The 13,767-nt window shown below is 42.2% G+C and carries 11 protein-coding genes; 1 reads left to right on the forward strand and 10 read right to left on the reverse strand.

The features are described from left to right. Positions 1 to 27 precede the first annotated feature (27 nt). Entirely contained in the window at positions 28 to 1,110 is a 1,083-nt protein-coding gene (gene aroC / locus ABXT41_RS03820; protein ID WP_415390203.1) for a chorismate synthase, read from the reverse strand. Positions 1,111 to 1,388: 278 nt separating this feature from the next. Here aroC and folE point away from each other — a divergent pair, with 278 nt between their 5' ends. After that, positions 1,389 to 1,934 carry a GTP cyclohydrolase I FolE gene (folE, locus tag ABXT41_RS03825; protein ID WP_415390204.1) on the forward strand — a complete coding sequence of 182 codons (546 nt, stop codon included), beginning with the start codon at positions 1,389 to 1,391 and terminating at the stop codon, positions 1,932 to 1,934. A gap of 22 nt (positions 1,935 to 1,956) precedes the next feature. On the opposite strand, the gene ABXT41_RS03830 is transcribed toward folE, so the two are convergent. The 9 genes from ABXT41_RS03830 to ABXT41_RS03870 all read right to left on the reverse strand — a co-directional run bounded on the left by ABXT41_RS03830 (position 1,957) and on the right by ABXT41_RS03870 (position 13,757). Further along, positions 1,957 to 2,244, reverse strand: coding sequence for a hypothetical protein (locus ABXT41_RS03830; RefSeq protein WP_415390205.1), 288 nt, complete (start codon positions 2,242 to 2,244; stop codon positions 1,957 to 1,959). 217 nt (positions 2,245 to 2,461) lie between these two features. After that, positions 2,462 to 2,836, reverse strand: coding sequence for a DUF4389 domain-containing protein (locus ABXT41_RS03835; protein ID WP_415390206.1), 375 nt, complete (start codon positions 2,834 to 2,836; stop codon positions 2,462 to 2,464). A gap of 42 nt (positions 2,837 to 2,878) precedes the next feature. Next, positions 2,879 to 3,895 carry an NAD(P)H-dependent glycerol-3-phosphate dehydrogenase gene (locus tag ABXT41_RS03840; protein ID WP_415390207.1) on the reverse strand — a complete coding sequence of 339 codons (1,017 nt, stop codon included), beginning with the start codon at positions 3,893 to 3,895 and terminating at the stop codon, positions 2,879 to 2,881. 56 nt (positions 3,896 to 3,951) lie between these two features. After that, a complete protein-coding gene (htpG, locus tag ABXT41_RS03845) occupies positions 3,952 to 5,910 on the reverse strand; it encodes a molecular chaperone HtpG (RefSeq protein ID WP_415390208.1) in 1,959 nt (652 codons plus the stop codon). Positions 5,911 to 6,093: 183 nt separating this feature from the next. Continuing rightward, the gene (sucD, locus tag ABXT41_RS03850; RefSeq protein WP_415390209.1) at positions 6,094 to 6,966 is read right to left on the reverse strand and encodes a succinate--CoA ligase subunit alpha; all 873 of its coding nucleotides are present in this window, start codon (positions 6,964 to 6,966) and stop codon (positions 6,094 to 6,096) included. Further along, positions 6,966 to 8,135 carry an ADP-forming succinate--CoA ligase subunit beta gene (sucC, locus tag ABXT41_RS03855; RefSeq protein WP_415390210.1) on the reverse strand — a complete coding sequence of 390 codons (1,170 nt, stop codon included), beginning with the start codon at positions 8,133 to 8,135 and terminating at the stop codon, positions 6,966 to 6,968. The genes sucD and sucC overlap by 1 nt, the downstream gene beginning before the upstream one ends. Before the next feature lie 70 nt (positions 8,136 to 8,205). Beyond that, positions 8,206 to 9,648: a dihydrolipoyl dehydrogenase gene (lpdA, locus tag ABXT41_RS03860; protein ID WP_415390211.1), complete on the reverse strand. Its 1,443-nt coding sequence runs from the start codon at positions 9,646 to 9,648 to the stop codon at positions 8,206 to 8,208. A 31-nt stretch (positions 9,649 to 9,679) separates the two neighbouring features. Then, entirely contained in the window at positions 9,680 to 10,870 is a 1,191-nt protein-coding gene (gene odhB, locus ABXT41_RS03865; protein ID WP_415390212.1) for a 2-oxoglutarate dehydrogenase complex dihydrolipoyllysine-residue succinyltransferase, read from the reverse strand. Positions 10,871 to 10,925: 55 nt separating this feature from the next. Beyond that, a complete protein-coding gene (locus tag ABXT41_RS03870; RefSeq protein ID WP_415390213.1) occupies positions 10,926 to 13,757 on the reverse strand; it encodes a 2-oxoglutarate dehydrogenase E1 component in 2,832 nt (943 codons plus the stop codon). Between the last annotated feature and the right edge of the window lie 10 nt (positions 13,758 to 13,767).

Raw genomic sequence — 13,767 nt, forward strand, 5'->3', positions numbered from 1 at the left:
TTTCACAATTAGATAAGATTTTATAGCTTATGGTGTTGAGCTGATGACAACATCAAAGTTTTGGGCCCTTTGTCTTAGCAAATGATCCATTAGTACAATTGCTAGCATTGCTTCAGCTATCGGGGTTGCTCGAATACCCACGCAAGGGTCATGCCTGCCTTTCGTGACAACCTCTATAGGGTTGCCATTTACATCAATTGAACGACCCGGTATACGAAGACTGCTTGTTGGTTTCAAGGCTATATTTGCAACGATATTCTGCCCAGTGGAAATCCCACCCAAAATACCGCCAGCATTATTCGATAGGAAGCCATCTGGAGTGATTTCGTCTCGATGCTCGCTGCCCACTTGACTGACCGAATCAAAACCAGAGCCTATTTCAACTCCCTTTACTGCATTAATGCTCATTAACGCATGCGCTATGTCTGCATCAAGACGGTCAAACACTGGTTCTCCTAAACCTACAGGCATATTGCTTGCTGTCACTGTTATTTTAGCACCAACAGAATTACCTTCTTTTAGCAAAGCCTGCATGTAAAGCTCCATCTCTGAAACTTTGTCGGGATCTGGACAGAAGAAAGGGTTATTTTCCACCTCCTCTAAAATAATTTTTTCTGCTTTTATGGGGCCTAGTTGAGACAAATATCCTCTAATTACAATTCCTTCTTTTTGGTATAAATATTTTTTAGCAATAACTCCTGCTGCAACACGCATGGCTGTTTCACGAGCCGATGAGCGGCCCCCTCCTCTATAATCTCGAAGGCCATATTTTTTTTGATAAGTATAATCGGCATGAGCGGGTCGAAATTGGTCTTTAATATTAGAATAATCTTTTGAGCGCTGATCAGTATTTTCGATTATCAGGCCTATAGGTGTGCCCGTTGTTTTTCCTTCAAAAATACCTGACAATATTTTTATCTCATCACCCTCCATGCGTTGAGTGGTATAGCGAGACTTCCCTGGTTTGCGTCGATCTAGATCGTACTGTATATCTTCCTCAGATATCTCAAGACCAGGAGGACACCCATCAACAATGCAACCCAAAGATGGTCCATGGCTCTCGCCAAAAGTGGTTACAGAAAACAGTTTTCCAATAGTATTACCTGACATAAACACATCCAAATATATTCATCTAACAATATCATAATGTCAGAGGCACACAAAAAATTATTATCATATTATAGACGATAATCTAGATATCTTTGCGTGAGTAGCTATTACATGAAAATTATTTAACAATTTAGTCATAATTGCTAACATTGCAGCAAACATCTGTCCCAAAGTTTGTGCTATTCTAAATGCTCAAAAAATCATTATTTAAAATAAAAATTCATTTATTAGATTCATTCAACTTCAATCACATTAAACTAAAAACTGAGAAGGCGTTAATGACCATAGATTGCTTTAAAAAAATTATCGAGTCCACTGGTGAGGACATCTCCAGACCTGGCTTGATTGACACTCCCAAAAGGGCCTCGGATTCGTTTAGTTTTCTCACTAGAGGCTACCATCAGAACCTTGAAGAGATTATCAATAATGCTTTATTTCCCTCCGAGTCTAGAGAAATGGTTGTAGTTAAGGACATTGAACTTTACTCGCTCTGCGAGCATCACTTATTGCCATTTATTGGCAAGTGTCATGTAGCCTACATTCCCAATGGCAGAGTTCTAGGTCTATCAAAAGTCGCACGAGTAGTAGACATGTTCGCGAGACGCTTGCAAATTCAAGAAAATCTAGTAACGCAGATCGCCAAAACAATTGAAGATGTCACAGGGGCATCTGGGGTTGCTGTTATCATAGAAGCTAAGCATATGTGCATGATGATGCGAGGTGTGGAAAAACAAAACTCTATTATGAAAACTTCAGCAATGCTAGGCTGTTTCCGTGATCAGCAGGCCACAAGAAACGAGTTTCTTTTTCTCCTCAAAGATTAGCTCTCGAGACGATTTTTGTACACTAAGGGTGAGTCATCAGTTTAAGTTCACTGCATCCTCGAGAAAAGCCAATTGCCTCAATAGCTGCCAAAGAGCTAGCATTCATGGACCATGCTAGCCATGTTCCATCAGTAATGCACTCTAAGATATTACCAATCAAGGGCTGACGGATAAGTAAAAGTACGCTTTTTAGACTACATTTATCTATGAGCGCATCGATGTATGCCTGAACTATGTCAACTTTTCCCTCGTAACACAACGCATTATCCGTTAATATTTTTTCTGAATAGCTTAGAACGTCGGAGACCACCTGGAGAGTTTTCTTGGTACGAGCTGTTGCACTGCATACGATGAGTTGAATTTTCTCAAATTTAACCAAATGCTAGAAAATTACTTTCTGAGCGTCTATTCTGCCCTGAAGAGATAATACACGCTGACACATGGTCAAATCATAAGGAGAATAACCATGTCGAAGCAGGTAGATAACCACTTTGTGACCTAAGGTTAATTGTTTACTGGACTTTTAATTATACCTCTGGCTTCTTATCATCTTTTTCAACAAAAGTAGGTATATCATCTACTTCAGAAGCAGATGGATCTTGCTCGACAACAGTCTCTGTGGGTAGCTCAACCTCAGGCCAATCTGAGAAGGGGAACGGCTTTTGATCATTATTGTAGGTTAGGAATAGAAATGCTTGGCACGTCCATATAGAAACTCCTTGGCCAAAAGATTGTAGGTTTCTATTTGGTTTTCCAGACCAAGCTACTACTGCAAATTGCATGAAGCTAACAATAAATACAATGATTCGGGAAACAATAGACAGGAGTCCAAACAAAACCATGTACAAAGCTCGAATCCAGTTATCGATATTACGCAAATTTATTTTAGTTTGATTTTCCATTCAGTCCTCACTACTATTTTTCAGGCCAGCAAGACATAAAAACTACTTATCTATGAACTCCACATCGGTATTTTGCTCTGCAAGCATCATAGTTTTTAAAACCTCTTCTACAGGCCTACCATTAAACATTGTTTCGTATAAGGCATTCACGAGCGGCATATAGATTTGTAACTTTTCAGCCTCCTCTTTAATCATTCGGGTTGTGTTTATTCCCTCTGCTACATGCCCCACTTCTACTGTTGCCTCGTCAATAGAAAGGCCGCGACCCAAAGCTAAGCCAATCTGATAATTTCTACTTAAAGGTGAGGTACAGGTCACAAAAAGGTCTCCAACACCGCTCAATCCCAAAAAAGTCATAGGATTAGCCCCAAGAGCAGCAGAAAACCGGCTCATTTCAGCTAGACTTCTGGTAACAAGTACACTGACTGTATTTTGACCCATTTTCATAGAAGCAGAAATACCTGACGCGATGGCATAAATATTTTTCAACGCCCCTGCAAGCTCAACACCAAGCCTATCTGAATTGGCATAAACACGAAAATAATACGAACTTAGCAATTGCTGGGTATCGCAACAAACCTGAGGATTGTTGCTTGCTACTACGGTGGCTGTAATTGCTTTATTAGCAATTTCTATAGCGAGGTTAGGTCCGCTAATGACACCCACCCGAGCTTGAGGTAGCTCCTCTTCGAGAATCTGGCTCATTAATTTAAATGTCCCGATCTCAATACCTTTTGCTGTACTAATAACCTGAACGCCTGAAACAACATATCTACTAGCCTCATTGGCTAATTTTCTGAATGCTTTGCTGGGTACAGCAAAAAATACTACATCAGCATCTCTCAAAGAAGCTTTCAAGTCAGAAGAAAACTCTAGCCTAGGATCAAGCAGACAACCTGGTAGGTATCTGGCATTTTCGCGAGAATGCGAACACTTCTTAGCATTTTCTTCGCTTCTCATCCATAAGACAACTTTGTGCCCATTTTCAGCGACCATGTTGGCCAAGGCAGTACCGAAACTGCCTCCGCCCAAAACTACTATCTTACCGAATGAGACCATGGCTTGACTTCAATGTTGTTTGTCGGATTATAGTCCTAACTCTTAAACTATAGCTATCAATCAGATTTTCCATCAAATAACAATTGATTGAGTCTTTTTACAAATAAAGACGGATTATCTAATTGTTGCCCAGCAGAAAGTATTGCCTGATCATAAAGAAGCTCGGTTAATTCACCAAATCTTTCATCGTTGCTGGTTTCACCAAGAAGTACGACCAAGGAATGAGTAAGGTTTATTTCAAGGCCAGGTAAATCCTCTGGAACTTCCTGTCCGGCTGCAGACATCATTTTTCGCATCTGAGGGCTTAATGAATGCTCTGCATAAACCAAGCATGCTGGAGAACCAGTCAATCGACGTGTTTCACGTACACTATCGACTCGGCCAGCTAGGTTAGCTTTAATTTTTTCTATGATTTCTGAAGATTCTACCTCATTTTTTTCATCTATTTTCTCGGGACCGCCAAAAATAGACTCATCTAGATCGCCCTTTGTAACATCCTGCAAAGTCTTTCCATCAAACTGAAAAAGATGGGACAGAGTCCACTCATCTAGCCTATCAGTCAGAAGTAAAACCTCGATATCCTTTTGTTGAAAAACTTCAAGATAGGTACTGTTGCGAGCAGCATTTAGGTTTTCTGCAACAAGATAGTAAATCTTATCCTGCCCTTCTTTCATTCGAGCTATATAATCAGCAAAATTTGCTGTTTGCTCTGATCCTTCTGTTTTGGTGGTAGAGTACTTAAATAGACTCGCAATACGCTCGCGATTAACAAAATCTTCAGCGGGGCCTTCTTTGAGAACACTACCAAAAATATGCCAGAAGCTCATATATTGATCAAGGGATTCTTTCGACATTTTTTCCAGCATATCCAGCACTCTTTTTGTTAAAGCGCTACGCATGCTGTCAACATCTGAATTGCCCTGTAGTATTTCACGAGAAATATTCAAAGGAAGATCACTAGAGTCCAAAATTCCCTTAACAAATCGAAGATATCTTGGAAGGAATTGCGAAGCATCATCCATTATAAAGGTGCGCTGGATATACAACTTCAAGCCTCTGGATGCCTCATAATTGTGGAGATCAAAAGGCGCGCTGGAGGGAATAAAAAGTATGCTAGTGTAATCCAACTTACCTTCAACTCGATTGTGACTCCAAGACAAGGGATCAAGAAGATCATGGGACAGGTACTTATAAAATTCCTGATACTCTTCGTCCTTGATGTCACTTTTTTGTCGAGTCCAAAGAGCTGTGGCTGCGTTAACTGTCTGAAACTCTTCATCCTCATTTTTCTTGGATTTCTTGGTTTTCTTGGTTTTTGTGGTTTTTTTCGCTTTCTCCCCCTCTTTGGATTCTTCGGTTTCATCTAACGGGATAGGTGAAGGTTTTTTTACCTCAATAGGCACTGAAATATGATCTGAGTATTTCTTAATCGTACTGCGTACTCTTAAATCTGCAGAAAATTCCAGCTCATCCTCTTTTAAATATAAGGTGATAGATGTTCCTCTATCTGATTTTTTAATATCTTCTATTGTGTACTCAGCATCGCCATCACAAACCCAACGAACAGCCTTGCCTGCTTGCAATCCAGCCCTTCTAGTTTCAACAACAACCTTATCCGCGACAATAAATGCAGAGTAAAATCCAACCCCAAATTGGCCTATTAGTTGCGAATCTTTTTTCTCGTCGCCGCTCAAGTTACTTAAAAACTGGGCCGTTCCTGATTTTGCAATTGTCCCAAGGTGGTCAATAACCTCCTCGCGTGACATGCCTATGCCATTATCTTGAATAGTAATGGTGCCTGCTTCAGAGTCAGCACTGATGCGAACCCTCAGGTCTGGAGAGTCTTCGTAAAGCGAGGAGTCAGTAAGGGCCTCAAAACGAAGCTTATCAACCGCATCAGATGCGTTAGAAATTAACTCTCTCAAGAATATCTCTTTATTGCTGTAAAGAGAGTGGATCATTAAATGTAGAAGCTGCTTTGCTTCTGTCTGAAAACCGCGAGTTTCAACAGCCATAGTTATAAAAATTCCCTATTAATTAATTTCTAGTATTTTTAACGGAACATCTAAGTACACATAATTTATAAAATGGGGGCAATAGAAGAAAAAACAACCTTAAGTTAAAAAAATTCATAAAACTATTAGATGATAGGCAATAAAAAACGGCTCGTTAAAGCCGCTTTTTATACTTTTCGGTACTTACCAACCGGTGATGCCCTGTAATCCTTTTCCTATATCAGCGAGACTGCGTACGGTTCTTACTCCAGCATCTTCTAGCGCTGCAAATTTTTCATCAGCAGTGCCTTTGCCTCCAGAGATAATGGCGCCCGCATGCCCCATACGCTTACCTGCAGGAGCCGTTACCCCGGCAATGTAAGAAACTACAGGCTTAGAGACGTGCTCCTTGATATAAGCTGCGGCCTCCTCTTCAGCAGTCCCGCCAATTTCACCGATCATTACTATAGCTTCAGTGGATGGATCTTCTTCGAATAATGAGAGTATATCGATAAAATTAGACCCAGGTATTGGGTCGCCACCAATACCCACACATGTAGATTGACCAAAACCGTAATCAGTGGTCTGCTTAACCGCCTCATAAGTAAGGGTGCCAGATCGCGAAACAATGCCAACCTTGCCAGGAAGATGGATGCTTCCAGGCATGATACCTATCTTGCATTCTCCGGGAGTGATTACACCTGGGCAATTTGGGCCAATTAATTTAACGCCCATTTCGTCGCACCTAACTTTGCAAGCCAGCATGTCTAATGTCGGAATGCCTTCGGTAATGCAGACAATAAGCTTAATGCCGGCATTTGCCGCCTCCATTATAGAGTCTTTGCAAAAAGGTGCCGGAACATAAATAACTGAAGCCTCGGCTCCAGTTTTATAGGTAGCCTCTACAACGGTGTTAAAGACAGGTAGACCCAAATGAGCTGTGCCACCTTTTCCTGGGGTTACACCCCCTACCATCTTAGTACCGTATTCGATTGCTTGGCTTGAATGAAAGGTACCTTGGCCACCAGTAAATCCCTGACAGATAACCTTAGTTTGCTTATTTATCAAGATAGCCATTACTTGTCTCCCCTTGCCGCTTTAACTACTTTCTGGGCAGCGTCCGTCAGGCTAGTTGACGCAATAATATTTAGTCCACTTTCTGCCAATATTTTAGAGCCTAGCTTTGCGTTGTTTCCCTCTAGTCTCACAATAACTGGAACTTTTACACCCACCTCCTCTACAGCACCTATGACACCCTCAGCGATCAAATCACAACGAACTATTCCACCAAAAATATTGATAAAAACTGCTTTTACATTTTTATCAGAGAGAATTATCTTGAAGGCTTCAATTACCCGCTCTTTCGTTGCGCCACCGCCAACATCTAAAAAATTTGCTGGCTCGCCACCATTAAGCTTTACGATATCCATCGTAGCCATAGCCAGCCCTGCGCCGTTAACCATACAGCCAATGCTTCCATCTAAAGCAACATAATTAAGCTCCCATTGTGTAGCCTGCGCTTCACGAGGATCATCTTGCGAGGGGTCGTGCATGGCGCGCAATCTTGGTTGACGGTACATGGCGTTACCATCGATGTTTATTTTACCATCCAGGCAATGCAAGTTACCTTCAGAGTTAATAATCAACGGATTGATCTCCAGCAACGCCAAATCACAGTCCTGAAATAATTGGGCTAGACCCAAAAACAACTTAGTAAACTGTTTTATTTGAGTGGGATTTAAGCCTAATTTAAATGCAAGCTCTCTAGCCTGATAGGGCTGAGCACCAATCAGGGGATCAATGGTCGCCTTGAGAATTTTTTCTGGAGTTTCCTCTGCCACTTTTTCTATTTCAACGCCGCCTTCAGTTGACGCCATGAAAACAATACGGCGAGTGGAGCGATCAATAACTGCGCCTAAGTATAGTTCTTGGTCAATATCACTACATTCCTCCACCAAGATCCGGCTAACTGGCTGACCACTAGTATCCGTTTGGTAGGTCACTAAACGATTGCCTAGCCATTTGCGCGAGAAATCTTCAATTTCAGCCTTGGAGGTTACTAGCTTTACACCGCCGGCTTTACCTCTTCCCCCTGCATGAACTTGCGCCTTAACCACCCAGCGATCTCCCCCCAAAATATCAGCAGCCGATATGGCCTCAGATGCTGTTTCAGCGGCTATACCCTTAGAAACTGGGAGCCCATATTCAGCAAAAAGTTGTTTTGCCTGATACTCGTGTAGATTCATATTTTTTCCTATCGTAGAAAAATAAGGGCTCTAAATGAAAATATACACCTAGAGTTCGAAAAAAGAATGTTTAACCACGTTTTTTGCGATTCGGCATATGTATAGCATGACCATTCACAGCTAGTGCTGCTTCATGAACAGTTTCAGATAAGGTGGGGTGAGAAAAGACTGTCATAGCGATATCTTCGGCATTAGAGCCAAATTCCATAGCAATGGCAATCTGCTGTACAAGATCGGCGGCGCTAGGACCCACAATATGACAACCCAAAATTCTATCAGTCTTGGCATCAGCAATTATCTTTACCATGCCATCTGTATCATTTGCTGCCATAGCGCGGCCGCTTGCAGCAAATGGGAAAACTCCAACATTATAAGACTCACCGGCTTGCTTTAGCTGCTCTTCTGTCTTTCCAACAGCAGCAACCTCAGGATGAGTGTAAATAACATTAGGTATAATATCGTAATTTATTTGTGTTTTCTGGCCCGCAATGCGCTCAGCAACCATGACACCCTCTTCTGAACCCTTATGGGCCAACATGGGTCCCCTTACAACATCACCAACAGCCCAAACTCCTGATGCAGTAGTCTCGCACTGCTCGTTAACAAATATACGACCTCTTTCATCAAGATTAACTCCGCTATCGGGCGACAATAAACCTTCCGTATAAGGCGTTCGGCCTACGCAGACAATCAGCTTATCGAATACCTCTTTAGTTTCTTTGCCTGCACTATCCTTATAGGTAACAATTACCTCTTTTCCTTTGACTTTTGTACCCGTAACACGCGATCCAAGACGAATATCCATGCCTTGTTTAGTGAAAATCTTCCTTGTTTCTTTGGCAATTTGCTGGTCAATAATAGAAAGGAAATCATCCATAGCTTCAATCAATACAACCTTACTACCTATTCTGTTCCATACACTTCCAAGCTCCAGACCAATCACACCTGCGCCGATAACCCCCAATCTATTTGGGGTCTCCGTGATTTCCAGGGCCCCACTAGAGTCGACTATAGTAGCTCCGTTAACTCTTGCTACCGGAATATCAATCGGCTTAGAGCCTGTGGCAATAATAATATTATCCGCCGTAAGAATTTGTGTTTTGCCGTCATGGGTTACGCACTCAATTTGTCGCCCCGAAAGAAGCTTAGCGTTGCCAAACAAAGACACAACGCCATTACTCTTGAATAGCCCCGCAATACCGTCCGTAAGTTGATTGATGATTTTATTTTTTCTATCGACCATAGCTGTCAAATCAATGGATACATCGCCGACACTAATGCCATGCACACCAAGCTGATTTTTGGCCTCATAATACTTGTAAGAACTATCAAGAAGAGATTTTGAGGGAATACATCCTACGTTAAGGCAAGTTCCTCCATTAACCCCTTCGCCTTCTGCATTTCTCCATTTTTCTATGCAGATAGTCTTCAACCCCAACTGCGCCGCTCTTATGGCTGCAACGTAACCTGCAGGACCTGCCCCTATAACAATAACATCATAACTGTTGGACATAATATTCTCTTAAATTTCAATATTTTATATCTTATATTTCAAGTAAAATCTTAGCTGGATTTTCTATCATTTCCTTAATAGCAACCAAGAAACTTACTGCCTCGCGGCCATCTATTATACGGTGATCGTAAGATAGAGCGAGATTCATCATAGGGCGAATAACAACCGATCCATTTTCGGCAACTGGTCTCTCTTTGATAGAATGCATCCCTAAGATAGCTGCTTGCGGTGGATTTAATATGGGGGTCGATAGCAAAGATCCGAACACTCCGCCATTAGTTATTGTGAAAGTTCCGCCCGTCATTTCTTCCATAGTTAATTTTCCGTCGCGGGCTTTTGCACCAAGTTCCGCAATGGTTCGCTCGACATCTGCAATACTCATGTTCTCTGCATTACGCAACACTGGGACCACTAAACCTTTTTCGGTAGAAACAGCAACACCTATATCTTGATATCCATGGTAAATAACATCACTACCATCAATAGATGCATTGACTGAAGGAAAGCGTTTTAGAGCCTCTGTTGCTGCACGGACAAAAAATCCCATAAAACCAAGACGTGCACCTGGGTGGATCTTTGAAAATTCATCTTTGAATTCTGAGCGAAGATCCATAATTTTATGCATATCAACTTCATTAAAGGTGGTCAGCATTGCTGTTGTTTGCGTTACTTGCAGTAACCTGTCTGCTATTCGAGCTCTCATGCGTGTCATTGGCACACGTTTTTCTATCCTATCCCCTACGGGAATAGAGATAGAGGAACTAGCAGTTGTGCGAGAATCAGCCTGAACCTCAGGGATGCCACTACCACCAACATGGGCTACGTCTTCCTTGGTGATTCTGCCATCTTTACCGCTACCTGTAACAGCCTGCAAATCAACATTTTGCTCGCTCGCAAGCTTTCTTGCTGATGGGCTTGCCGTTTTCTCTTGACCGTTATTTTCAACAGGCTCTTCTTTAACTTCTACCACTGAAGCAGCTGCTGCGCCTTCGTTAATTAGGGCTATAACCTCGTTACTTAGGACTATTGCTCCTTCTTCTTTTAAAGTTTTTGCTAAAATTCCATCAGTAGGAGCCACAACTTCCAAAACAACCTTATCTGTCTCTATATCGACCAATAAGTCATCCCTGAAAACAGTTTCTCCGGGCTGCTTATGCCAAGTAGCAATACTTCCTTCCTGTACAGATTCGGGAAATGTGGGTGCTTTTATTTCAATACTCATGTTCTTCAGTTCCTTGATCTAAAATAGCGCTATAACTTCAACCAATAATCAATAATCAATAATTCAAAGCTTCGTTGATAAACCTTTCTTGCTCTTCTAGATGAAGAGACATATATCCGCATGCTGGGGCAGCAGAGGCCTTGCGCCCGACATAACTCAGAGTCAAGTTTTCATCAAATCTGTTAATAATACTACGCATATGATGCTGGCTACTATACCACGCACCTTGGTTTATTGGCTCTTCTTGACACCAAATGACATCCTTTAGGTTGGTGTATTCCTGTAATGCCTCTGACAACTCACTGTCCGGAAAAGGATACAGCTGCTCAATACGAACCAGAGCGACATCATCGATATTTTTCTCTTGCCTTGCCTCATACAGATGATAATAAACCTTACCAGAGCAAAGAATTAAACGATTAGTCTTGGCCTTATCCGCCTCTCTGTCCTGAATAAGATTAAAGAATTGACCGTTAGCCAAATCTTCCATTGAGGAGGTTGCTAACTTATGACGCAGTATCCATTTTGGGCTCAGCACCACAAGCGGCCGGCGCATCGGCCTAATGGCTTGTCGGCGAATCATGTGATACACCTGGGCTGGGGTAGTTGGTACACACACTTGAATATTATGCTCGGCACACAACTGAAGAAATCTCTCCAGGCGTGCCGAAGAGTGTTCAGGACCTTGGCCTTCATAGCCGTGAGGTAGCAACATTGTCAAGCCACACATGCGCCCCCATTTGTGTTCTCCGCTAGTAATAAACTGATCTATAACTACCTGAGCACCATTAGCAAAGTCACCGAACTGGGCTTCCCATATAACCAACCCTTTTGGAGAAGTAGAGGCGTAACCATACTCAAAACCTAATACCGCTTCCTCAGACAAAAAAGAATCGTAAATTTCAAAATCTGAAGGTTTTTTAGGTACATTTTTGAGAGGGATAAAACTTTGTCCATCTTTCTGGTTGTGGATGACAGCATGGCGGTGAGAGAAAGTACCTCGACCAATATCCTGCCCTGTCATCCTTATAGGGTAACCCTCTTCAAGCAATGTTGCATAGGCAAGCAATTCAGCCATACCCCAGTTAAGAGCCAATGCTCCACGCGCCATTTTTCGTCGATCTTCATAGATTTTTTCAACTTGGCGCTGCATCACGACACCGTCTTCGACCTTCGTGATTTTTTTAGCAAGAGCCTGCAGTTGTGTCATAGAAAATGTGGTATCTACCGCCACATCCCAGCCTTGATTCAAGTAAGGAGTCCAATCAACAAAAGGTGCAATGTCTGGCTCAGAAACTAAGCTGTTGGTAACGTTCTCACCGCGATCTAGCGTACCTCTATACTCTTTTAGCATGGTCTCAGCGTCTTTCTGAGTAACCACACCCTCCTCAACTAATTGGCTTGCATAGAGTGCACGTGTTGTCTTTATATTTTTAATAACTTTATACATCAAAGGCTGCGTGGAAGACGGCTCATCAGTTTCATTGTGGCCACGCCGTCGATAGCAGATCAAATCAATCACGATATCTTTTTTGAATTGCTGTCGGTAGTCCATTGCAAGAAAAGTAACGAACATCACCGCATCCGGATCATCAGCATTGACATGAATAATGGGAGCCTGAACCATTTTTGCTATGTCAGTGCAATACTCGGTTGATCTGGCATCCTCCTTGATGCTGGTTGTGAAACCAACCTGATTATTAATGACTACGTGAACTGTGCCACCAGTTTTGTAGCCTCTTAACTGTGACATCTGAAATGTTTCCATAACGACACCTTGTCCTGCAAAGGCAGCGTCACCATGAATTACTATTGGAAGAACTTCATTACCCTCGATGTCTTCGCGGCGATCCTGTCGAGCTCTGGCGGAGCCCTCAGCTACTGGTGCTGCAATTTCCAAATGAGAAGGATTAAACATCAAAGCTAAATGAACTTTTCCTCCAGGAGTCATTACATCCGATGAAAATCCCTGATGGTATTTAACATCACCAGATGTATCTACATGTCTTTTCCCTTCAAATTCAGCAAACAAATCTGAAGGATTTTTTCCAAGGACGTTAACCAGGACATTCAGACGGCCTCTATGCGCCATAGTGAGAACGATTTCTTTTGCGCCATACTCACCGGCGCGCTGTATTATTCCGTCCAGCATGGGAATCATAGATTCGCCACCCTCTAAACCAAAACGTTTTGTTCCGGGATATTTTGAATCCAAATGTTTCTCTAGCCCTTCTGCTGCTGTCAATCTCTGTAGCACATATTTACGCATGTCGTCGTCGTAGTTAGGTCTAGATCTAGCACTTTCGAAACGCTGCTGCAGCCATCGTTTTTCTGCCAAATCTATAACATGTCCGTGCTCTACTCCCACATGACGACAATAGGTCTCTTCTAATCCTGAAATAATTTCTCTTAAAGTCGTCTCTTCTTTTCCAAAAAATAACATTCCAGACTGAAAGGTTGTATCCAGATCAGCATCTGTTAGCCCGTGAAAAGAAAGTTCTAGATCTGGGGCCTTGTCACGAGACCATAAACTCAAGGGATCTAGCTGTGCTTTCTGATGCCCTCTATTTCTATGTGAAATGATAAGCTGAAGCACTTTTACTTGTTTTCGCTCATGCTCAATATTTTCACCACCCGAACCTGGATTAGTCATGGGTCGAGATCTGCGCCTGCCTATTTGCTCAAAGTGAGCCATAATAGTGGCATGCGACACATCAGGTGCATTTTGTCCATTCGTGCGAGGAAGAGTGTCAAAAAATGAGCGCCACTGATCAGAAACACTACTTGGGTCGTGAAGGTAAGTATCATATAGATCTTCTATATATGCGGCGTTTCCACCGGATAGATAGGAGCTATCTAAAAATTGCTGCATGATACTTTCAGGCATCTATTTTTCC

It is taken from the genome of Porticoccus sp. Uisw_050_02 (genome assembly GCF_047729555.1).
In the GTDB taxonomy this organism is placed as follows: Bacteria; Pseudomonadota; Gammaproteobacteria; order Pseudomonadales; family Porticoccaceae; genus Porticoccus.

What these genes read in the sequence shown, in the direction of transcription:
- folE (WP_415390204.1), top strand. Translation starts at nt 1,389, where the DNA reads ATGACCATAGATTGCTTTAAAAAAATTATCGAGTCCACTGGTGAGGAC.
- odhB (WP_415390212.1), bottom strand. Translation starts at nt 10,870, where the DNA reads ATGAGTATTGAAATAAAAGCACCCACATTTCCCGAATCTGTACAGGAA.
- htpG (WP_415390208.1), bottom strand. Translation starts at nt 5,910, where the DNA reads ATGGCTGTTGAAACTCGCGGTTTTCAGACAGAAGCAAAGCAGCTTCTA.
- ABXT41_RS03835 (WP_415390206.1), bottom strand. Translation starts at nt 2,836, where the DNA reads ATGGAAAATCAAACTAAAATAAATTTGCGTAATATCGATAACTGGATT.
- ABXT41_RS03870 (WP_415390213.1), bottom strand. Translation starts at nt 13,757, where the DNA reads ATGCCTGAAAGTATCATGCAGCAATTTTTAGATAGCTCCTATCTATCC.
- lpdA (WP_415390211.1), bottom strand. Translation starts at nt 9,648, where the DNA reads ATGTCCAACAGTTATGATGTTATTGTTATAGGGGCAGGTCCTGCAGGT.
- sucC (WP_415390210.1), bottom strand. Translation starts at nt 8,135, where the DNA reads ATGAATCTACACGAGTATCAGGCAAAACAACTTTTTGCTGAATATGGG.
- ABXT41_RS03840 (WP_415390207.1), bottom strand. Translation starts at nt 3,895, where the DNA reads ATGGTCTCATTCGGTAAGATAGTAGTTTTGGGCGGAGGCAGTTTCGGT.
- sucD (WP_415390209.1), bottom strand. Translation starts at nt 6,966, where the DNA reads ATGGCTATCTTGATAAATAAGCAAACTAAGGTTATCTGTCAGGGATTT.
- aroC (WP_415390203.1), bottom strand. Translation starts at nt 1,110, where the DNA reads ATGTCAGGTAATACTATTGGAAAACTGTTTTCTGTAACCACTTTTGGC.